The organism is Enterobacter sp. RHBSTW-00975 (assembly GCF_013615235.1).
GTDB lineage: Bacteria > Pseudomonadota > Gammaproteobacteria > Enterobacterales > Enterobacteriaceae > Enterobacter > Enterobacter ludwigii.
Map to the genome: position 1 here is coordinate 4,619,901 of NZ_CP055883.1, position 21,494 is coordinate 4,641,394.

Here is a 21,494-nt window from a genome sequence, read left to right on the forward strand (position 1 = left end):
TGGTTTCGCCCTCATCAACGACGTGTTGATGTCGCATTAACCAACTAAAGGTTGACTTTATTTCACCGGATACGCTTTCGTAAAGCAATAGTAAGCTGATATTCTACCACACTATGAGCAAAACACATTTAACAGAACAGAAGTTTTCCGACTTCGCCCTGCACCCAAAAGTGATCGAAGCCCTTGAAAATAAAGGGTTTCATAACTGTACGCCCATTCAGGCTCTCGCCCTGCCGCTGACGCTGGCGGGACGTGACGTAGCAGGGCAGGCGCAAACCGGTACTGGCAAAACGATGGCGTTTTTAACGTCAACGTTTCATTATTTACTTTCTCATCCAGCGATTGCAGACCGCAAAGTTAACCAGCCGCGCGCGCTAATTATGGCCCCGACGCGAGAACTGGCGGTACAGATCCACGCAGACGCTGAACCCCTGATGCAGGCTACGGGCCTGAAAATCGGCCTGGCTTATGGCGGCGATGGTTACGATAAGCAGCTGAAAGTGCTTGAAAGCGGTGTGGATATCCTGATCGGTACCACCGGCCGTCTTATCGACTACGCAAAACAGAACCACATTAACCTTGGTGCCATCCAGGTTGTGGTGCTGGATGAAGCTGATCGTATGTACGATCTGGGCTTCATTAAAGATATCCGCTGGCTGTTCCGCCGCATGCCACCCGCGAATCAGCGCCTCAACATGCTGTTCTCTGCGACCCTGTCGTATCGCGTACGCGAACTGGCATTCGAGCAGATGAACAACGCCGAATATGTGGAAGTGGAACCCGAGCAGAAAACCGGCCACCGTATCAAAGAAGAACTCTTCTATCCTTCCAATGAAGAGAAAATGCGTCTGCTGCAAACGCTGATCGAAGAAGAGTGGCCAGACCGCGCCATTATCTTCGCGAACACCAAGCACCGCTGTGAAGATATCTGGGGCCATCTGGCTGCAGACGGTCACCGCGTTGGCCTGCTGACGGGCGATGTTGCGCAGAAAAAACGCCTGCGTATTCTTGAAGAATTCACCCGTGGCGATCTCGATATTCTGGTCGCCACCGACGTCGCAGCGCGCGGCCTGCACATTCCAGCCGTTACGCACGTCTTTAACTATGACCTGCCGGATGACTGCGAAGACTATGTACACCGTATCGGTCGTACCGGTCGTGCGGGTGCAAGCGGCCACTCTATCAGCCTCGCGTGTGAAGAGTATGCGCTGAACCTGCCGGCGATTGAGACGTACATCGGCCATTCTATTCCGGTGAGTAAGTACAACCCGGATGCGCTATTAAGCGAACTGCCGCCGGCTAAGCGGCTTACCCGCGCCCGCTCCGGCAATGGCCCGCGTCGATCTGGCGCGCCGCGTAATCGTCGTCGCTCAGGTTAAAAAATTATGCTCAGCTCCACCTCGCTTTATGCGGCAATTGATCTCGGTTCGAATAGTTTTCATATGCTGGTTGTGCGCGAGGTGGCGGGAAGCATACAAACGCTGACGCGCATTAAGCGCAAGGTCCGCCTCGCGGCGGGCCTGAGCAGCGATAATCACCTCTCTCCTGAAGCCATGGAACGTGGCTGGCAGTGCCTGCGACTCTTTGCAGAGCGTCTGCAGGATATCCCGCATTCCCAAATCACCGTCGTCGCCACAGCGACACTCCGCCTGGCGGTTAACGCCGTGGATTTTATTGCCAAAGCGCAGGAAATTCTCGGTTGTCCGGTGCAGGTTATCAGCGGTGAAGAAGAAGCGCGCCTGATTTATCAGGGCGTTGCGCACACCACGGGAGGCGACGATCGTCGTCTGGTTGTGGATATCGGGGGCGCCAGTACCGAACTCGTGACCGGCACCGGTGCGCAGGCAACGTCGCTATTCAGCCTGTCGATGGGTTGCGTAACCTGGCTTGAGCGCTACTTTACTGACCGCAATCTGGGTCAGGAGAACTTCGACGAGGCGGAAACTGCCGCACGCGAGGTGTTACGCCCGGTGATGGACGAACTGCGCTACCACGGCTGGAAAGTCTGCGTGGGGGCCTCCGGTACCGTGCAGGCATTGCAGGAAATTATGATGGCGCAGGGCATGGATGAGCGGATCACGCTTGCCAAGCTTCAGCAGCTTAAACAGCGGGCCATTCAGTGCGGGCGTCTGGAAGAGCTGGAAATTGAAGGCCTGACGCTTGAACGCGCGCTGGTATTCCCGAGCGGGCTCGCGATCCTGATCGCCATTTTCACCGAGCTGAACATCAAATGTATGACGCTGGCGGGTGGCGCGCTGCGTGAAGGTCTGGTCTACGGGATGTTGCACCTGTCGGTCGATCAGGACATTCGCAGCCGTACCCTGCGAAACGTGCAGCGTCGTTTCCTGGTTGATATCGATCAGGCAGGCCGCGTGGCACAGCTGGCGTCACACTTCGCCGATCATGTGGCTAACGCCTGGGATCTGGACCCTTTGAGTCGCGATCTGCTGCTAAGTGCCTGTGCACTGCATGAAATCGGGCTGAGCATTGATTTTAAACAGGCCCCGGCTCATGCCGCTTATCTGGTGCGTAACCTCGATTTACCCGGCTATACCCCTGCGCAGAAAAAGTTGCTGGCAACGCTGCTGCTGAACCAGACCAATACCGTTGACCTCTCCTCTTTGCATCAGCAAAACGCCGTACCGCCGCGCGTGGCCGAGCATATGTGCCGCCTGCTGCGTCTGGCTATTCTGTTTGCAAGCCGCCGCCGCGATGATTTGCTGCCGGCACTCAATCTGGTGGCGGATGACGAGAAACTTTCGCTGACGTTGCCGGAAAACTGGCTGGATAATCATCCGCTTGGGGCGGAGATGGTCGAGCAGGAGTGTCAGTGGCAAAGCTACGTACACTGGGTGCTTGAGGTGAAATAACAGGGCGGACATGCCCGGTAACGCTACGCTTGCCGGGCGTGTAACAACCTACCCCTTCTCTTTGGCTTTCGCCAGCATGGCGCGGATGTTAGCGACGTTCGCCTGCCCCTTATGCATCCGCTCTTCAGCCGTAATCACTTTACGCTCCTGCTCCCAGATGAGGTCGTCCTGCGGAAGTTCCAGCAGGAAACGGCTCGGCTCCGGGCGCACCAGTTCACCATATTGTCTACGCTCTTTGCACAGCGTGAAGGTCAGCTCTTTCTGAGCGCGCGTGATGCCTACATAGGCCAGACGGCGCTCCTCATCGACGTTATCTTCATCAATGCTGCTCTGGTGCGGCAGTAACCCCTCTTCCATGCCAACCAGATAGACATACGGGAATTCCAGACCTTTTGATGCATGCAGCGTCATCAGCTGAACCTGATCGGCCTCTTCTTCGCTCTCGCCGCGCTCCATCATATCGCGCAGGGTAAAGCGGGTAACCACCTGCGTCAGGGTCATCGGTTCATCAATCTCCGAGCCTTCCAGCATTTCAGTCATCCAGCTGAACAGCTGGTTAACGTTTTTCATGCGCATCTCGGCCGCTTTCGGACTGGCGGAGGTTTCATACAGCCAGGACTCGTAGTCGATACCGTGGATAAGGTCGCGCACGGCGGCGATAGGTTCGCGCTCTGCCAGCCGCTGCACTTCACCAAGCCAGTGGGTAAAGCGGGTTAATGAATCGTAGCCGCGTCCGGTGAGCGTCTGACTCAGCCCCATATCGAAGCTGGCGGTAAACAGACTCTTATTACGCGTCATCGCCCACTCGCCAAGCTTTTGTAGCGTCGCCGGGCCAATTTCCCGTTTCGGGGTATTCACGATACGCAGAAACGCGCTGTCATCATCCGGGTTAGTGAGCACACGCAGGTAGGCCAGAAGATCTTTGATTTCGGGCCGCGAGAAAAAGGAGGTCCCGCCCGAAATTTTGTACGGGATGCGGTTTTGCATCAGCATCTTTTCAAAGACGCGTGACTGGTGGTTGCCGCGATAGAGGATCGCGTAGTCTTTGTATTCGGTTTTATTGACGAAGTGGTGGGCGATAAGTTCGCCTGTGACCCGCTCCGCTTCGTGCTCTTCATTGTTGGCGCTGAGCACTTTTAGCTCTGTACCGTAACCCAGTTCGGAGAACAGGCGTTTTTCGAACACGTGCGGGTTGTTGGCGATCAGGATGTTCGCGGCTTTAAGGATACGCCCGGAGGAACGGTAGTTCTGCTCCAGTTTGATCACCTGCAGCGCCGGGAAATCTTTACTCAGCAGGACCAGGTTTTGCGGACGCGCACCGCGCCAGGAGTAAATGGACTGATCGTCATCTCCGACCACCGTGAAACGCGCGCGCTGTCCCACCAGCAGCTTCACCAGTTCATACTGGCTGGTATTGGTGTCCTGATACTCATCCACCAGCAGGTAGCGGATTTTATTCTGCCAGCGCTCACGCACCTCTTCATTACGCTGCAGCAGTAGCGTGGGAAGCAGGATCAGGTCGTCGAAATCCAGCACGTTACAGGCTTTCATATGCGCATCGTACAGACCGTAGCAGTGGGCGAAGATCCGATCCCGCTCGCCTTTGGCGATCGCCGCGGCCTGGGCCGGGGTCATCAGATCGTTTTTCCAGTTGGAGATCGTTGAGATCAGCTGTTGCAGCAGAACCTTATCATCTTCGATCAGCCCCTCGGTGAGCTCCTTGAGCAGGGCCACCTGGTCGGTATCGTCAAACAGTGAGAAGTTGGATTTCATCCCCAGCGCGGCGTATTCACGTTTGATGATATCCAGCCCCAGCGTATGGAAGGTGGAAATCATCAGACCGCGCGCCTCTTTACGCCCCAGCGTCTGGCCGACACGCTCTTTCATCTCGCGCGCTGCTTTGTTGGTGAACGTCACCGCCGCGATGTGGCGAGCCTGATACCCGCAGCCGCGGATCAGGTGGGCAATCTTATTGGTGATGACGCGCGTTTTGCCGGATCCCGCGCCCGCCAGCACCAGACAGGGTCCAGTGACAAATTCGACGGCTTGTTGTTGTCCGGGGTTTAAACGCATAAATGATCACTCAATGAAAGTCAGGAGGGGAGAATAACAGCGTGGTAGTATAGCGAGCCTAATCCATACCACTCAAGGCACGATCATGGCAAAAACCGCGGCAGCACTGCATATCCTTGTAAAAGAAGAAAAACTGGCTCTGGATCTTCTCGAGCAGATCAAAAACGGCGCCGACTTCGGCAAGCTGGCGAAGAAACACTCTATTTGTCCGTCAGGTAAACGCGGCGGTGATTTAGGTGAATTCCGTCAGGGTCAAATGGTTCCGGCGTTCGATAAAGTGGTCTTTTCCTGCCCGGTGCTGGAACCCACAGGCCCACTGCACACGCACTTTGGCTACCATGTTATTAAGGTTCTGTACCGCAAATAACAGCAAGGCCTTCTCTGAGAGAAGGCCTTGTACGTTTAGTCAGGTCAGGGCATCAGCCCGCCCGGGTATTAACCTGCTACCGCGATACGTTTCATATCGGTCATGTAGCCACGCAGTTTCTGACCCACTTTCTCGATTTCATGGCCGCGAATGGCTTCGTTTACATCGCGCAGCTGCGCGTTATCCACAGCACCTTCCGCAATCGCTTTGCCCAGATCGCCCAGCTGCAGGGTTGTCATGAACTCTTTCAGCAGCGGTACGCAAGCGTAAGAGAACAGGTAGTTACCGTACTCGGCGGTATCAGAGATAACCACGTTCATTTCGTACAGACGCTTACGGGCGATGGTGTTCGCAATCAGCGGCAGCTCGTGCAGTGATTCATAGTAGGCAGACTCTTCGATGATGCCGGAATCCACCATGGTTTCGAACGCCAGCTCAACGCCAGCTTTCACCATCGCAATCATCAGAACGCCTTTATCGAAGTACTCCTGCTCGCCGATTTTACCTTCAAACTGTGGGGCGGTTTCAAAAGCGGTTTTACCGGTCTCTTCACGCCAGGTCAGCAGTTTCTTATCGTCGTTAGCCCAGTCCGCCATCATGCCGGAAGAGAACTCGCCGGAGATAATGTCGTCCATATGTTTCTGGAACAGCGGTGCCATGATCGTTTTCAGCTGTTCAGACAGCGCGTAAGCACGCAGTTTCGCCGGGTTGGACAGACGGTCCATCATCAGCGTAATACCGCCCTGCTTCAGCGCTTCGGTGATCGTTTCCCAGCCGAACTGAATCAGTTTTTCTGCGTATGCCGGGTCTGTACCCTCTTCCACCAGCTTGTCGAAGCACAGCAGAGAGCCCGCCTGCAGCATACCGCACAGGATGGTTTGCTCACCCATCAGGTCAGATTTAACTTCCGCGACGAAAGACGATTCCAGAACGCCCGCACGGTGGCCACCCGTTGCTGCAGCCCATGCTTTGGCGATCGCCATACCTTCACCTTTCGGATCGTTTTCCGGGTGAACGGCGATAAGCGTTGGCACGCCGAAGCCACGTTTGTACTCTTCACGTACTTCTGTACCCGGGCACTTCGGTGCCACCATCACAACGGTGATGTCTTTACGGATCTGCTCGCCCACTTCAACGATATTAAAGCCGTGGGAGTAACCCAACGCCGCACCGTCTTTCATCAGCGGCTGCACGGAACGCACAACGTCAGAGTGCTGTTTGTCTGGCGTCAGGTTAACCACCAGGTCTGCCTGGGGGATCAGTTCTTCGTAGGTACCGACTTTAAAACCGTTTTCGGTCGCTTTGCGCCAGGACGCACGCTTCTCAGCAATCGCTTCTTTACGCAGAGCGTAGGAAATATCCAGACCGGAGTCACGCATGTTCAGGCCCTGGTTCAGACCCTGGGCGCCGCAGCCAACGATGACCACTTTTTTACCCTGAAGGTAGCTCGCGCCATCGGCAAATTCGTCGCGCGCCATAAAGCGGCATTTGCCCAGCTGCGCCAGCTGCTGGCGCAAATTCAGTGTATTAAAGTAGTTAGCCATAATGGACTCCGTGATGTTGTGTTGTTGTGCTTATTGTTCGGTTCGCTTTTGCGAGAATGAACTTACTATATGACAGGAAATTTATTGCGGAAATTGATATATTCACAACGTCACGTTGCAATATTTGCAATGTAAAAAGGGGGAGTGAAATCAGTGGATTTACGCGATCTGAAAATGTTCCTGCATCTGGCGGAAAGCCGTCACTTTGGGCGCAGCGCCCGGGCGATGCACGTCAGTCCCTCCACGCTTTCGCGCCAGATCCAGCGCCTTGAGGAAGACCTCGGTCAGCCCCTGTTTGTACGCGACAACCGCACCGTCACCCTGACGGAAGCCGGTGAGGAGTTACGGGTCTTTGCCCAACAAACGCTGCTGCAGTATCAACAGCTGCGACACACCATTGACCAGAAAGGACCATCGCTGTCCGGCGAGCTGCATATTTTCTGCTCCGTGACCGCGGCCTATAGCCATCTGCCGCCGATTCTTGACCGCTTTCGCGCAGAACAACCGTCGGTGGAAATTAAACTCACCACCGGTGATGCCGCCGACGCAATGGAAAAAGTGGTGACAGGCGAGGCGGATCTCGCCATTGCCGGGAAACCCGAAACCCTGCCGGGCGCTGTCGCGTTCTCAATGCTGGAAAACCTGGCGGTCGTGTTGATTGCCCCCGCGTTACCCTGCCCGGTGCGTAATCAGGTGTCGGTGGAAAAACCGGACTGGTCCACGGTGCCTTTTATCATGGCCGATCAGGGGCCGGTGCGCCGTCGTATTGAGCTCTGGTTTCGTCGCCAGAAGATCAGCAACCCGTCGATTTACGCGACGGTTGGCGGGCATGAGGCGATGGTGTCAATGGTGGCGCTGGGCTGCGGCGTGGCACTGCTGCCGGAGGTGGTCCTGGAGAACAGCCCGGAACCGGTGCGTAATCGCGTGATGATTCTGGAGCGCAGCGACGAAAAAACGCCGTTTGAGCTTGGCGTGTGCGCACAAAAAAAGCGGCTGCAGGAGCCGCTTATTGATGCCTTCTGGCAGATACTGCCTAACCACTAGCCCGCCAGGAAGAACCTGAACGCCGGGTTATGGGTTTCATCGTGACACTCATAGCCCAGCTCGTTCAGCCGCGTTTCGAAATCAGGCTCGTGCTCGCCCAGTTCGAAGGCGGCCAGCACGCGTCCATAATCGGTACCGTGGCTGCGGTAGTGGAACAGAGAGATGTTCCAGTGCGTGCCCAGCGTATGCAGGAACTTGAGCAACGCGCCCGGTGACTCCGGGAACTCGAAGCTGTAGAGACGTTCCTGCAGCGGCTTCGACGGACGCCCACCCACCATGTAACGCACGTGCAGCTTCGCCATCTCATCGTCGGAGAGATCCACGACGCTGTAGCCACCTTCGTGGAGCAGGTGGAGGATCTCTTTACGCTCTTCCAGACCACGGCTTAACCGTACGCCGACAAAAATGCAGGCATCTCGGGCGTCGGCAAAACGGTAGTTAAACTCCGTGACTGAACGGCCGCCCAGCAGCTGACAAAACTTCAGGAAGCTGCCCTTCTCTTCCGGGATGGTAACCGCCAGCAGCGCTTCGCGTTGCTCACCCAGCTCGCAGCGTTCGGAAACATAGCGCAGACCGTGGAAGTTCACGTTGGCACCAGAAAGGACATGCGCCAGACGCTCGCCGCGGATGTTGTGCTGCGCGATGTATTTCTTCATCCCCGCCAGCGCCAGCGCGCCGGAAGGTTCCGCTACCGCACGCACATCTTCGAACAGATCTTTCATTGCGGCGCAGATGGCGTCGCTGTCGACGGTGATAATATCGTCGAGATACTCCTGACAAAGACGGAAGGTTTCATCGCCAATGCGTTTAACCGCCACGCCTTCAGCAAACAGCCCGACGCGTGGTAAGTCCACCGGATGACCGGCATCCAGCGCCGCTTTCAGACAGGCCGAGTCTTCCGCCTCAACGGCAATCACTTTGATTTGCGGCATCAGCTGTTTGATCAGCACCGCTACGCCCGCCGCGAGGCCGCCACCGCCCACCGGCACGAAGACGCGGTCGAGATGCGCATCCTGCTGCAGCAGCTCAAGCGCCAGCGTCCCCTGTCCGGCAATGACCATCGGATGATCGAACGGCGGCACCCAGGTAAACCCCTGTTGCTGCGCCAGCTCTATCGCTTTGGCTTTGGCTTCGTCAAAGTTTGCGCCGTGGAGCAACACTTCACCGCCGAAACCGCGTACGGCATCCACTTTGATATCAGCAGTAGCAACCGGCATAACAATCAGCGCTTTCAGCCCCAGGCGCGCTGAGGAGAACGCGACGCCCTGCGCGTGGTTGCCCGCAGAGGCGGTAATCACCCCCCGCGCTTTTTGCTCGTCGGTCAACCCGGCCATCATCGCGTAGGCGCCACGCAGCTTGAAGCTGTGTACCGGCTGGCGGTCTTCGCGTTTCACCAGAATCACGTTGTCGAGGCGCGAGGAGAGTTTTTCCATCTTCTGCAGCGGCGTGACCTGTACGGCTTCATAGACCGGTGCACGTAGCACCGCCCTGAGGTATTCCGCCCCCTCAGGGGCGGCGGATAACGGTTGCGACTCGGCCATCATTAGCCCCCAAGTTTCGATTTGTCGCGCACCGCGCCTTTATCTGCACTGGTGGCAAGGCTCGCATAGGCACGCAGGGCGAAGGAGACGTCGCGCTGGCGATCTTTTGGCGTCCAGGCTTTGTCACCGCGAGCCTCCTGGGCTTCACGACGCGCCGCAATGTCCTGGTCGCTCAGTTTCAACTGAATACCGCGATTCGGGATATCAATTTCGATCAGATCGCCATCTTCAATAATCGCGATGTTGCCGCCGCTTGCCGCTTCCGGTGACACGTGGCCAATGGAGAGACCAGACGTACCGCCAGAGAAACGTCCGTCGGTGATCAGCGCACAGGCTTTACCGAGGCCCATGGATTTCAGGAAGGTGGTGGGATAGAGCATCTCCTGCATGCCCGGCCCGCCTTTCGGCCCTTCGTAGCGAATGACAACCACGTCGCCTTCCACCACTTTGCCACCGAGAATAGCCTCTACCGCGTCGTCCTGGCTTTCGTACACTTTTGCCGGACCGGTGAATTTGAGAATACTGTCATCCACGCCTGCGGTTTTTACAATACAGCCGTTTTCTGCAAAGTTACCGTAGAGCACGGCCAGACCGCCGTCCTTACTGTAGGCATGTTCCAGTGAGCGAATGCAGCCTTCTGCGCGATCGTCATCCAGCGTGTCCCAGCGGCAATCCTGTGAGAAGGCCTGGGTGGTACGAATACCTGCCGGGCCGGCGCGGAACATCTTTTTCACCGCATCGTCTTTCGTGAGCATGACGTCGTATTTGTCCAGCGACTCCGGCAGCGTCAGGCCGAGCACGTTTTTGACGTTGCGGTTCAGCAGCCCGGCGCGATCCAGTTCACCGAGAATACCCAGTACGCCACCCGCACGGTGGACATCTTCCATGTGGTATTTCTGGGTACTCGGCGCAACTTTACAGAGCTGCGGTACTTTGCGGGACAGCTTGTCGATATCGCTCATGGTGAAGTCGATTTCAGCTTCCTGCGCAGCGGCCAGCAGGTGGAGAACGGTGTTGGTGGAACCGCCCATGGCGATATCCAGCGTCATGGCATTTTCAAACGCGGCTTTGCTGGCGATATTACGCGGCAGCGCGCTTTCATCATCTTGCTCGTAGTAGCGTTTGGTCAGCTCAACGATGCGTTTACCGGCATTGAGGAACAGCTGTTTACGGTCGGCGTGGGTCGCCAGCAGCGAGCCGTTGCCCGGCTGAGACAGACCCAGCGCTTCGGTCAGACAGTTCATGGAGTTCGCGGTGAACATACCTGAGCAGGAGCCACAGGTTGGGCACGCAGAACGTTCAACCTGATCGCTTTGCTCATCAGAAACTTTTGGATCCGCGCCCTGAATCATCGCATCGACCAGGTCGAGCTTGATGATTTTATCGGAAAGCTTGGTTTTACCCGCTTCCATTGGACCGCCGGAGACGAAGATCACCGGAATGTTCAGACGCAGGGAAGCCATCAGCATCCCCGGGGTAATTTTGTCGCAGTTGGAGATACAAACCATGGCATCCGCGCAATGGGCGTTCACCATATACTCCACCGAGTCGGCGATCAGCTCACGCGACGGCAGTGAATAGAGCATACCCCCGTGACCCATCGCGATACCGTCATCCACCGCAATGGTGTTGAACTCTTTCGCCACACCGCCGGAGGCTTCGATTTGCTCGGCAACGAGTTTGCCGAGATCGCGCAGGTGCACGTGGCCCGGCACAAACTGGGTGAAGGAGTTCACCACGGCGATAATAGGCTTACCGAAATCGGCGTCGGTCATCCCGGTGGCGCGCCACAGTGCGCGGGCACCCGCCATGTTACGGCCATGAGTGGTGGTGGCGGAACGATACTTAGGCATGCTTTATTTACTCCCGTCTGACTATTGAATGGGACGGTGCGTGCCGTCCCATATTTATGCTTATTGATTAACCTGATCCAGCCAGCCGTATTTATCTTCCGTTTCACCGGTGAAGAGGCCAAAGAAGGCTTGCTGAATACGTTTGGTGACCGGACCACAGCGGCCAGCACCAACCTGAATACCGTCTACGCTACGAACCGGCGTAATTTCCGCCGCGGTACCGGACATGAACACTTCATCGGCCAGGTACAGGGATTCGCGGGACAGGACCTGCTCACGGACTTCGATACCCAAATCTTTTGCCAGCTTGATGATGGCGTCACGGGTAATGCCCGGCAGAGCGGAAGAGGTAAATGGCGGCGTAAACAGAATGCCGTCTTTCACTTCGAACAGGTTTTCACCTGCACCTTCAGAGATATAGCCATTCACGTCCAGCGCGATACCTTCCTGATAACCGTGACGGCGCGCTTCACTACCGACCAGCAGTGAGGAGAGGTAGTTACCGCCCGCTTTTGCCGCCGTCGGGATCGTGTTTGGTGCCACGCGGTTCCAGGAAGAAACCATTGCGTCGATCCCCTGCTCCAGGGCTTCAGCCCCCAGATAAGCACCCCACGGGAACGCAGCAATGATCACATCGGTGGTATAACCGGCTGGCGGGTTCACGCCCATGCCCACATCACCTACAAACACCAGCGGACGAATATAGGCACTGGTGAGGTTGTTCTTACGAATCACGTCGCGGCAGGCTTCCATCAGCTCATCCACGCTCTGAGAAACCGGGAAACGATAAATTTTGGCTGAGTCATGCAGACGCTGCATGTGTTCGCGATGACGGAACACCACTGGCCCTTTGTGTGAGTCGTAGCAACGGATGCCTTCGAAGACAGAGGTACCGTAATGCAGCGCGTGGGACATAACGTGGACTTTCGCGTCCTCCCAGCGAACCATCTCACCATTGAACCAAATGTAATCAGCTTTTTTTGTCGTCATTTTCTCTTCCTGTCGCGCTTAAGCACGGATCTGTTGTGATGTGGTTGTGCTCTGGCAGATGGCAACATGTGCAACGTCTACCAGTTTTGTTAACTGACTAAACAGTAAGTCGACCGACCGCGGGCTGGCAACGGTTAATTCGATACTGATATTTTGAGCATCAGTGGCCGTCTCCATATTCATAGAGCAAATCTGAAAGCCACGGTGACGTACCACACGCAAAACGCGTTCTAATGTCTCTGGATTGAAGCGAGCCTGCACGGCGACCTGATGTTGCATCATGATAATTTCTCCAGCATTTGTGAGTTACTGGCACCTGGCGGTACCAACGGCCAGACATTCTCAAGCTCGTCGATTGAGACATGAAGCAGGTACGGCCCTTCGCTTGACAGCATGGTGTCGAGTGCCGCTTCAACCTGGTCTTTACGGGTGATGTGCTGGCCAGGGATACCAAAGGCGCTGGCCAGAATGAGGAAATCGGGGTTATCCGTCAGGGTAGTCTCACTATAGCGTTCCTGGAAAAACAGCTGTTGCCACTGACGAACCATTCCTAAACGCTGGTTATCGAGCAAGACGATTTTCAACGGTAACTGCTTGCGCTTAACGGTGCCCAGCTCCTGAACGTTCATCATGAAAGAGCCGTCACCGGAGATACAGATAACCGTATCGTTCGGGCGGGCAACCTGCGCCCCTACCGCGGCAGGGAGACCGAAGCCCATCGTCCCTAAGCCGCTGGAGGTAATGAAGTTTTCCGGGCGCGTGTAAGTCATGTGCTGCGCTGACCACATCTGGTGTTGGCCTACATCCGTCGTGACCACACAGTCTGCCGGTTTACGGTCGGACAATTGCTTTAACAGCAGTGGCGCATAGATGGCGTCACCAGGATGGTCGTAACGCCAGGTATGTTCAACGCGCATATCGGCGGTGTGCTGACGCCATGCGTCGATTTTCAGAGGCTGCTGTAAAGCCGGTAATAACGTGTTGAGATTGCCCTGCAGGGCCACATGCGCCTGACGCAGTTTGTTCATCTCCGCCGGGTCGATATCCATGTGGATCACGTTGGCATTCGGCGCGAAGGTATTCAGCTTGCCGGTGACACGATCATCAAAACGGGCACCTACGGCGATCAGCAAGTCACACGCCTGCACGGCCAGGTTCGCCGCTTTGGTACCGTGCATCCCCAGCATGCCCAGATAGTACGGATAGTCAGCATCTACCGCGCCAAGACCTTTCAACGTACAGGTGGCGGGCATTTGCGTAACCGCGATGAATTCGCGCAGGGCGGGAACGGCCTGTGCCATACCAACCCCACCCCCTACGTACAACATCGGTTGTTTAGCGTGGGCAATCATCTGCCGCGCCTCTTCCACCGCGGCGTGCGGGAATGCATCGTCGCTTTCAACGGTGGAGAAGTGCGGTTCCAGATCGCCCAGAGCAACCTGGATATCTTTCGGGATATCAACCAGAACCGGTCCAGGGCGACCAGAGTTTGCCACCTCAAACGCCTCTGCCATCACACGCGGCAGCTCTTCCAGAGACTGAACGAGGAAGCTGTGTTTGGTGCAGGCCAGTGACAAGCCGAGCACGTCCACTTCCTGAAAGGCATCAGTGCCAATGAGGGGAGAAGCCACCTGACCGGTGATGGCGACAACGGGAACGGAATCAAGCAGTGCATCCGCCAGGCCGGTGATCAGGTTTGTGGCGCCCGGCCCTGAGGTTGCCATGCAGACACCGGTTTTACCGGTGGCACGTGCATAGCCAATGGCGGCCATCGCAGCGCCCTGCTCGTGTCGGCACAAGAGGTGTTCCACGCCGCCGTCATACAATGCATCGTAAATCGGCATTATTGCGCCCCCCGGATAACCGAAGACAGTGTCGACTCCCTGTGCGCGCAACGCATGTACTACCCACTGTGCACCATTCATAGTTAGTTCCCCGTCATAAATCGGGAGAAACAGAATTTTGTGCTATTAGTCATTCTCTGCTCCTCGTGTAAGTTTTTTAGTCATAAAAAAACCCCCGGACCTTTCGGTGCGGGGGTCTTAGTTCGTTAAGGCTTGATTTCTAAGCCTTTCCTCGTCCAAGTGCAGCCCCGCACGGTGGGATAATAATCACCACCACGCTAATCACGACCAGGCTAATCACTCGTAGAAGGGCTGTCATTTTCAGTTCTTTTTGCATCTTGTTCGAAGGAATACCTAAAGAGGTATCACAGTTTTTAAATCAAACACAAGATTTATTTATGGCTGGTTTCGTTAGTCTGCGAATCATATTTTCTGAACGTATTGTTTTATATGAAGAAATTAGATAGTGAATATTTTTCATTTTTTCAGCACGGACAGAGCGGCATGTCGCCTGTTCATTTTTTTGCGAGCAGGGTTCCACAGAAAAGAAAAGGTTACATCTTGACGTTAAAACCTCGGAAGAGGATGCGTAAATCCGCTAAATGTTGCTAAACATGCATATCGGTCACGGGCATAGTCATCTCCTGAGGAGGTGCTTATGTCACTGTCAGTTGTTTATACCCGAGCGGCCATTGGCGTAAAAGCACCGCTTATTTCGGTAGAAGTTCATCTCAGCAACGGGCTGCCCGGGCTGACGCTGGTTGGATTGCCGGAGACCACGGTAAAGGAAGCCAGAGATCGGGTGCGCAGTGCGATTATTAATAGCGGTTATACCTTTCCGGCAAAGAAAATCACCATCAACCTTGCGCCTGCAGACTTGCCTAAAGAGGGAGGGCGATATGATTTACCTATCGCTATAGCGCTCCTCGCCGCCTCTGAGCAGCTTAACAGCAGCAGACTAGGCGCATATGAGTTCATCGGTGAACTGGCGCTCACAGGCGCGCTGAGGGGCGTTCCTGGTGCCATCTCGGGTGCGCTGGAGGCCATTCGCGCAGGTCGACAAATCATTGTTGCCAATGAAAATGGTGCAGAAGTGAGCCTGATAGCCGAGAGAGGATGTCTGCTAGCCGGGCATTTACAGGAAGTGTGCGCGTATCTTGAGGGGCAACATGTGCTGTCAGAGCCGGAAGAATCAGGCGATCCCCTGGCAGAAAGCCCGGACGATCTGAGCGATATTTACGGCCAGGAGCAGGGGAAGCGGGCGCTGGAAATCACCGCTGCCGGCGGACATAACCTGTTGTTGATTGGCCCACCGGGTACAGGAAAAACGATGCTGGCGAGCAGGTTGAATGGTTTACTGCCTCCACTTAATAACCATGAAGCGCTGGAAAGCGCGGCGATATTTAGTCTGGTGAGTTCAGTGTCATTGCAAAAACAGTGGCGACGTCGCCCGTTTCGCTCTCCGCACCACAGTGCCTCACTGGCGGCCATGGTCGGCGGTGGCACCATACCAGGGCCGGGAGAGATCTCTCTGGCGCACAACGGCATCCTGTTTCTGGATGAACTGCCTGAATTTGAACGCCGTGTTCTGGATGCGCTGAGGGAGCCCATCGAATCGGGTGAGATCCATATCTCCCGTGCACGCGCCAAAATAAGCTATCCCGCGCGGTTCCAGCTGGTAGCGGCAATGAACCCCAGCCCATCGGGCCATTATCAGGGAAACCACAATCGCTCCACGCCTGAACAGACGCTGCGCTACCTGGGGAAGTTATCTGGTCCTTTCCTGGATCGTTTCGATTTGTCGCTGGAAATCCCCTTGCCTCCTCCCGGCCTGCTCAGCCAGAGCAGCGCCAGAGGAGAGAGTACGGTGGAGGTTCGCGAGCGGGTTATCGCCGCGCAGGCCCGGCAGTATATGCGTCAACATAAGCTGAATGCCCGTCTGGATAACGCTGAGATTCGGCAGTTTTGTCCTCTTAAGACTGAAGATTCATGCTGGCTGGAGGATACGTTGACGCGCTTTGGACTTTCCATTCGCGCATGGCAGCGTCTTATAAAAGTCGCCCGCACCATCGCCGATGTGGAAAAGTGCCCTGACATTGAGAGGCGGCATCTGCAGGAAGCGTTAAGCTATCGTGCGATCGATCGCTTACTCCTGCACCTGCAAAAGTTACTGGCATAAAAAAAGGGGCCACAGCCCCTTTTCTTGTTAGTCGTCAGACTCAGTGTAGTCTTCAGCACCTTCCATCTGCGGCTTACCGCCAGACAGCGTATGGAAACGCTTTGGACGCTTAATGCGTGCCATATACTTGATCCATACACGTTCTGCTTCAGACTGTGGCTCACGCTCGCCACGGCAGACTGCGACAAACTGTTTTTCGTCTTCAGTTGCAGGCTCACGTTTACCCAGATCCAGCTCGTTAAAGGCATAACCATGACGCTCAAGCATCTGCGCCTCTTTGATGGTGAAATCGCCGTGACGAGAGAACCCGCGTGGATAATTTTTATTGTCGAAAAAACGATTAGTCGTCGTAAAGCTTTCCGCCATCCTACACGCTCCTAATTCTTTGGCCGAGCTATTTATGGCGCGGAGTATTAGTTACGCTTGACAGAGTGTAAAACAAAACATTTAAATCATAACGACAAATTATTTTGCGGAGAAAGATGTGGATACGGAATTGCTAAAAACTTTCCTGGAAGTGAGCAGAACGCGCCACTTTGGGCGAGCAGCGGAAGCCCTTTACCTGACGCAGTCAGCGGTCAGTTTTCGTATTCGACAGCTGGAAAATCAACTGGGTGTGAACCTTTTTACCCGCCACCGCAACAACATACGCCTCACGCCAGCCGGTGAAAAACTGCTGCCGTATGCAGAGACCCTGATGAACACCTGGCAGGCGGCACGAAAAGAGGTTGCGCACACCTCGAGGCATAACGAGTTCTCCATTGGGGCCAGCGCATCGTTGTGGGAATGTATGCTCAGTCAGTGGCTTACCCGGCTCTACCCTTCCCACAACCATTTGCAATTTGAAGCGCGGATTGCGCAACGTCAGTCGCTCGTTAAGCAACTGCACGAGCGCCAGCTGGATCTTCTGATCACGACCGAAGCCCCCAAAATGGACGAATTTAGCAGCCAGATTGTTGGCCAGTTTGGCCTTGCGCTTTATGCCTCCGAGCCTTCAATGATGAAAGCCGACCTGACCTATCTGCGTCTGGAGTGGGGGCCAGATTTCCAGCAACACGAGGCGGGATTGATTGCTCCGGATGATGTGCCACAGTTAACAACCAGCTCTGCGGAGATCGCCTGTCAGCAGCTCTCCTTGCTGAAGGGGTGCACCTGGTTACCTGTTCGCTGGGCAGACACGAAACCCGGGTTGCATACCGTTGTGGACTCCACCACGCTTTCCAGACCGCTGTATGCCATCTGGCTCCAGAACAGCGATAAGCAATCGCAGATAAAAGATCTTCTAAAAATCAACATTATGGATTGATGCATGCGCCAGCAGAAATGCTGGCTGCAACGTCTGAAGAGGGGACTGGCGTCTTTCAGGCAAAAAAAAATCCTTTGCCGAAGCAAAGGATTATATATGGCAGGGGCGGAGAGACTCGAACTCGCGACACCCGGTTTTGGAGACCGGTGCTCTACCAACTGAGCTACGCCCCTAAAGTCTTTTGCCATTAAGCCTGCCGGGTAGGCAGGCTTAATGTCTTAATAAGTGGCGGAACGGACGGGACTCGAACCCGCGACCCCCTGCGTGACAGGCAGGTATTCTAACCGACTGAACTACCGCTCCACCGAAGACTGCTGTAACCACCGGATTTATGCACCGGCTTACTACGTAATTTGATGCCTGGCAGTTCCCTACTCTCACATGGGGAGACCCCACACTACCATCGGCGCTACGGCGTTTCACTTCTGAGTTCGGCATGGGGTCAGGTGGGACCACCGCGCTAAAGCCGCCAGGCAAATTCTGTAATCTGTATCAGCTGAAAATCGTCTCTCTCACGCCAAAACATCTTCGGCGTTGTAAGGTTAAGCCTCACGGTTCATTAGTATCGGTTAGCTCAACGCATCGCTGCGCTTACACACCCGACCTATCAACGTCGTAGTCTTCAACGTTCCTTCAGGAGACTTAAAGTCTCAGGGAGAACTCATCTCGGGGCAAGTTTCGTGCTTAGATGCTTTCAGCACTTATCTCTTCCGCATTTAGCTACCGGGCAGTGCCATTGGCATGACAACCCGAACACCAGTGATGCGTCCACTCCGGTCCTCTCGTACTAGGAGCAGCCCCCCTCAATTCTCCAGCGCCCACGGCAGATAGGGACCGAACTGTCTCACGACGTTCTAAACCCAGCTCGCGTACCACTTTAAATGGCGAACAGCCATACCCTTGGGACCTACTTCAGCCCCAGGATGTGATGAGCCGACATCGAGGTGCCAAACACCGCCGTCGATATGAACTCTTGGGCGGTATCAGCCTGTTATCCCCGGAGTACCTTTTATCCGTTGAGCGATGGCCCTTCCATTCAGAACCACCGGATCACTATGACCTGCTTTCGCACCTGCTCGAGCCGTCACTCTCGCAGTCAAGCTAGCTTATGCCATTGCACTAACCTCCTGATGTCCGACCAGGATTAGCTAACCTTCGTGCTCCTCCGTTACTCTTTGGGAGGAGACCGCCCCAGTCAAACTACCCACCAGACACTGTCCGCAACCCGGATTACGGGTCTACGTTAGAACACCAGCCATTAAAGGGTGGTATTTCAAGGTTGGCTCCACGCAGACTGGCGTCCACGCTTCAAAGCCTCCCACCTATCCTACACATCAAGGACCAGTGTTCAGTGTCAAGCTATAGTAAAGGTTCACGGGGTCTTTCCGTCTTGCCGCGGGTACACTGCATCTTCACAGCGAGTTCAATTTCACTGAGTCTCGGGTGGAGACAGCCTGGCCATCATTACGCCATTCGTGCAGGTCGGAACTTACCCGACAAGGAATTTCGCTACCTTAGGACCGTTATAGTTACGGCCGCCGTTTACCGGGGCTTCGATCAAGAGCTTCGCGTTACCGCTAACCCCATCAATTAACCTTCCGGCACCGGGCAGGCGTCACACCGTATACGTCCACTTTCGTGTTTGCACAGTGCTGTGTTTTTAATAAACAGTTGCAGCCAGCTGGTATCTTCGACTGATTTCAGCTCCACCCGCAGGGGCTTCACCTACATATCAGCGTGCCTTCTCCCGAAGTTACGGCACCATTTTGCCTAGTTCCTTCACCCGAGTTCTCTCAAGCGCCTTGGTATTCTCTACCTGACCACCTGTGTCGGTTTGGGGTACGATTTCGTGTTACCTGATGCTTAGAGGCTTTTCCTGGAAGCAGGGCATTTGTTACTTCAGCACCGTAGTGCCTCGTCATCACACCTCAGCGTTAATAAACGACCGGATTTACCTAATCGTTCCGCCTACATGCTTAAACCGGGACAACCGTCGCCCGGCTAACATAGCCTTCTCCGTCCCCCCTTCGCAGTAACACCAAGTACAGGAATATTAACCTGTTTCCCATCGACTACGCCTTTCGGCCTCGCCTTAGGGGTCGACTCACCCTGCCCCGATTAACGTTGGACAGGAACCCTTGGTCTTCCGGCGAGCGGGCTTTTCACCCGCTTTATCGTTACTTATGTCAGCATTCGCACTTCTGATACCTCCAGCACCCCTCACAGGACACCTTCAACGGCTTACAGAACGCTCCCCTACCCAACAACGCATAAGCGTCGCTGCCGCAGCTTCGGTGCATGGTTTAGCCCCGTTACATCTTCCGCGCAGGCCGACTCGACCAGTGAGCTATTACGCTTTCTTTAAATGATGGCTGCTTCTAAGCCAACATCCTGGCTGTCTGTGCCTTCCCACATCGTTTCCCACTTAACCATGACTTTGGGACCTTAGCTGGCGGTCTGGGTTGTTTCCCTCTTCACGACGGACGTTAGCACCCGCCGTGTGTCTCCCGTGATAACATTCTTCGGTATTCGTAGTTTGCATCGGGTTGGTAAGCCGGGATGGCCCCCTAGCCGAAACAGTGCTCTACCCCCGAAGATGAGTTCACGAGGCGCTACCTAAATAGCTTTCGGGGAGAACCAGCTATCTCCCGGTTTGATTGGCCTTTCACCCCCAGCCACAAGTCATCCGCTAATTTTTCAACATTAGTCGGTTCGGTCCTCCAGTTAGTGTTACCCAACCTTCAACCTGCCCATGGCTAGATCACCGGGTTTCGGGTCTATACCCTGCAACTTAACGCCCAGTTAAGACTCGGTTTCCCTTCGGCTCCCCTATACGGTTAACCTTGCTACAGAATATAAGTCGCTGACCCATTATACAAAAGGTACGCAGTCACCCCATAAAAGAGGCTCCCACTGCTTGTACGTACACGGTTTCAGGTTCTTTTTCACTCCCCTCGCCGGGGTTCTTTTCGCCTTTCCCTCACGGTACTGGTTCACTATCGGTCAGTCAGGAGTATTTAGCCTTGGAGGATGGTCCCCCCATATTCAGACAGGATACCACGTGTCCCGCCCTACTCTTCGAGTTCACAACCTGTGTGCTTTCGTGTACGGGACTGTCACCCTGTACCGTGCGACTTTCCAGACGCTTCCACTAACACACAAGCTGATTCAGACTCTGGGCTGCTCCCCGTTCGCTCGCCGCTACTGGGGGAATCTCGGTTGATTTCTTTTCCTCGGGGTACTTAGATGTTTCAGTTCCCCCGGTTCGCCTCGTTAACCTATGTATTCAGTTAACGATAGTGTGTCGGAACACACTGGGTTTCCCCATTCGGACATCGCCGGGTCAAAGGTTCATATCACCTCGCCGGCGCTTTTCGCAGATTAGCACGTCCTTCATCGCCTCTGACTGCCAGGGCATCCACCGTGTACGCTTAGTCGCTTAACCTCACAACCCGAAGATGTTTCTTTCGATTCATCACCGGTTTGCGAAAATTTGAGAGACTCGAACACACATTAACTGTGTGTCGTTTCAATTTTCAGCTTGATCCAGATTTTTAAAGAGCAAAACTTCGCAGTGCACCTTTTCAGGTTCACTCTGAAGTTTTCTTGTTTTCGCAGTAAAAGATGGTGGAGCTATGCGGGATCGAACCGCAGACCTCCTGCGTGCAAAGCAGGCGCTCTCCCAGCTGAGCTATAGCCCCATCGTATGACCAACCTCTTCAAATCTGCATGACAGATTTGGTAGGCCTGAGTGGACTTGAACCACCGACCTCACCCTTATCAGGGGTGCGCTCTAACCACCTGAGCTACAAGCCTGTAGAGGTTTTTTACTGCTGTTTTTCATCAGACAATCTGTGTGAGCACTACAAAGGCAGGTTCTTTA

At 54.9% G+C, this 21,494-nt stretch carries 16 protein-coding genes, 4 tRNA genes and 2 rRNA genes; 6 read left to right on the forward strand and 16 right to left on the reverse strand.

The annotated features are described in order from the left end of the window. The first annotated feature begins 113 nt into the window (after positions 1 to 113). Positions 114 to 1,379: an ATP-dependent RNA helicase RhlB gene (rhlB, locus tag HV340_RS22375; protein ID WP_014172158.1), complete on the forward strand. Its 1,266-nt coding sequence runs from the start codon at positions 114 to 116 to the stop codon at positions 1,377 to 1,379. 6 nt (positions 1,380 to 1,385) lie between these two features. Then, positions 1,386 to 2,870 carry a guanosine-5'-triphosphate,3'-diphosphate diphosphatase gene (gene gppA, locus HV340_RS22380; RefSeq protein WP_059305952.1) on the forward strand — a complete coding sequence of 495 codons (1,485 nt, stop codon included), beginning with the start codon at positions 1,386 to 1,388 and terminating at the stop codon, positions 2,868 to 2,870. A gap of 48 nt (positions 2,871 to 2,918) precedes the next feature. Here the strand turns inward: gppA and rep are convergent, their stop codons facing one another. Beyond that, positions 2,919 to 4,943, reverse strand: a complete 2,025-nt coding sequence (gene rep, locus HV340_RS22385; protein WP_014172160.1) for a DNA helicase Rep — start codon at positions 4,941 to 4,943, stop codon at positions 2,919 to 2,921. Between the two features lie 85 nt (positions 4,944 to 5,028). Here rep and ppiC point away from each other — a divergent pair, with 85 nt between their 5' ends. Beyond that, on the forward strand, positions 5,029 to 5,310 hold the full coding sequence (gene ppiC / locus HV340_RS22390) for a peptidylprolyl isomerase PpiC (RefSeq protein ID WP_181216233.1): 282 nt from the start codon (positions 5,029 to 5,031) through the stop codon (positions 5,308 to 5,310). Between the two features lie 68 nt (positions 5,311 to 5,378). Here the strand turns inward: ppiC and ilvC are convergent, their stop codons facing one another. Next, positions 5,379 to 6,854, reverse strand: a complete 1,476-nt coding sequence (ilvC, locus tag HV340_RS22395; RefSeq protein WP_063925930.1) for a ketol-acid reductoisomerase — start codon at positions 6,852 to 6,854, stop codon at positions 5,379 to 5,381. A gap of 153 nt (positions 6,855 to 7,007) precedes the next feature. Between ilvC and ilvY the strand changes: the two genes are divergently transcribed. Further along, the gene (ilvY, locus tag HV340_RS22400; protein WP_020882896.1) at positions 7,008 to 7,898 is read left to right on the forward strand and encodes an HTH-type transcriptional activator IlvY; all 891 of its coding nucleotides are present in this window, start codon (positions 7,008 to 7,010) and stop codon (positions 7,896 to 7,898) included. Here ilvY and ilvA read toward each other — a convergent pair. The 7 genes from ilvA to ilvL form a co-directional block, all read right to left on the reverse strand. Further along, positions 7,895 to 9,439, reverse strand: a complete 1,545-nt coding sequence (gene ilvA / locus HV340_RS22405) for a threonine ammonia-lyase, biosynthetic (RefSeq protein ID WP_025202773.1) — start codon at positions 9,437 to 9,439, stop codon at positions 7,895 to 7,897. The genes ilvY and ilvA overlap by 4 nt on opposite strands. A gap of 2 nt (positions 9,440 to 9,441) precedes the next feature. After that, positions 9,442 to 11,292 carry a dihydroxy-acid dehydratase gene (gene ilvD / locus HV340_RS22410; protein ID WP_014172164.1) on the reverse strand — a complete coding sequence of 617 codons (1,851 nt, stop codon included), beginning with the start codon at positions 11,290 to 11,292 and terminating at the stop codon, positions 9,442 to 9,444. Between the two features lie 60 nt (positions 11,293 to 11,352). After that, on the reverse strand, positions 11,353 to 12,282 hold the full coding sequence (ilvE, locus tag HV340_RS22415; protein WP_025202772.1) for a branched-chain-amino-acid transaminase: 930 nt from the start codon (positions 12,280 to 12,282) through the stop codon (positions 11,353 to 11,355). 18 nt (positions 12,283 to 12,300) lie between these two features. After that, a complete protein-coding gene (gene ilvM, locus HV340_RS22420) occupies positions 12,301 to 12,564 on the reverse strand; it encodes an acetolactate synthase 2 small subunit (protein ID WP_014172166.1) in 264 nt (87 codons plus the stop codon). Next, positions 12,561 to 14,207, reverse strand: coding sequence for an acetolactate synthase 2 catalytic subunit (gene ilvG / locus HV340_RS22425; RefSeq protein ID WP_047954816.1), 1,647 nt, complete (start codon positions 14,205 to 14,207; stop codon positions 12,561 to 12,563). The genes ilvM and ilvG overlap by 4 nt, the downstream gene beginning before the upstream one ends. A gap of 2 nt (positions 14,208 to 14,209) precedes the next feature. After that, positions 14,210 to 14,260: a peptide IlvX gene (gene ilvX, locus HV340_RS22430; RefSeq protein WP_102046757.1), complete on the reverse strand. Its 51-nt coding sequence runs from the start codon at positions 14,258 to 14,260 to the stop codon at positions 14,210 to 14,212. A gap of 86 nt (positions 14,261 to 14,346) precedes the next feature. Next, positions 14,347 to 14,445, reverse strand: a complete 99-nt coding sequence (ilvL, locus tag HV340_RS22435) for an ilv operon leader peptide (RefSeq protein WP_001311244.1) — start codon at positions 14,443 to 14,445, stop codon at positions 14,347 to 14,349. Between the two features lie 339 nt (positions 14,446 to 14,784). Between ilvL and HV340_RS22440 the strand changes: the two genes are divergently transcribed. Continuing rightward, complete coding sequence (locus tag HV340_RS22440; RefSeq protein WP_049023041.1) at positions 14,785 to 16,305, forward strand: YifB family Mg chelatase-like AAA ATPase; 1,521 nt, start codon at positions 14,785 to 14,787, stop codon at positions 16,303 to 16,305. Between the two features lie 27 nt (positions 16,306 to 16,332). Here HV340_RS22440 and HV340_RS22445 read toward each other — a convergent pair whose 3' ends face one another. Further along, a complete protein-coding gene (locus tag HV340_RS22445; protein WP_014172168.1) occupies positions 16,333 to 16,671 on the reverse strand; it encodes a DUF413 domain-containing protein in 339 nt (112 codons plus the stop codon). Positions 16,672 to 16,789: 118 nt separating this feature from the next. Between HV340_RS22445 and hdfR the strand changes: the two genes are divergently transcribed. Continuing rightward, entirely contained in the window at positions 16,790 to 17,611 is an 822-nt protein-coding gene (hdfR, locus tag HV340_RS22450) for an HTH-type transcriptional regulator HdfR (RefSeq protein WP_014172169.1), read from the forward strand. Positions 17,612 to 17,708: 97 nt separating this feature from the next. On the opposite strand, the gene HV340_RS22455 is transcribed toward hdfR, so the two are convergent. The 6 genes from HV340_RS22455 to HV340_RS22480 form a co-directional block, all read right to left on the reverse strand. Next, positions 17,709 to 17,784 (reverse strand) — tRNA-Trp (locus HV340_RS22455). A gap of 53 nt (positions 17,785 to 17,837) precedes the next feature. Beyond that, positions 17,838 to 17,914: transfer RNA gene (locus HV340_RS22460), tRNA-Asp, on the reverse strand. Between the two features lie 55 nt (positions 17,915 to 17,969). After that, positions 17,970 to 18,085 (reverse strand): 5S ribosomal RNA (gene rrf / locus HV340_RS22465). 64 nt (positions 18,086 to 18,149) lie between these two features. Then, a 23S ribosomal RNA gene (locus HV340_RS22470) occupies positions 18,150 to 21,056 on the reverse strand. Between the two features lie 180 nt (positions 21,057 to 21,236). Next, positions 21,237 to 21,312, reverse strand: a tRNA-Ala gene (locus tag HV340_RS22475). 38 nt (positions 21,313 to 21,350) lie between these two features. Next, positions 21,351 to 21,427, reverse strand: a tRNA-Ile gene (locus HV340_RS22480). Positions 21,428 to 21,494: the final 67 nt, after the last annotated feature.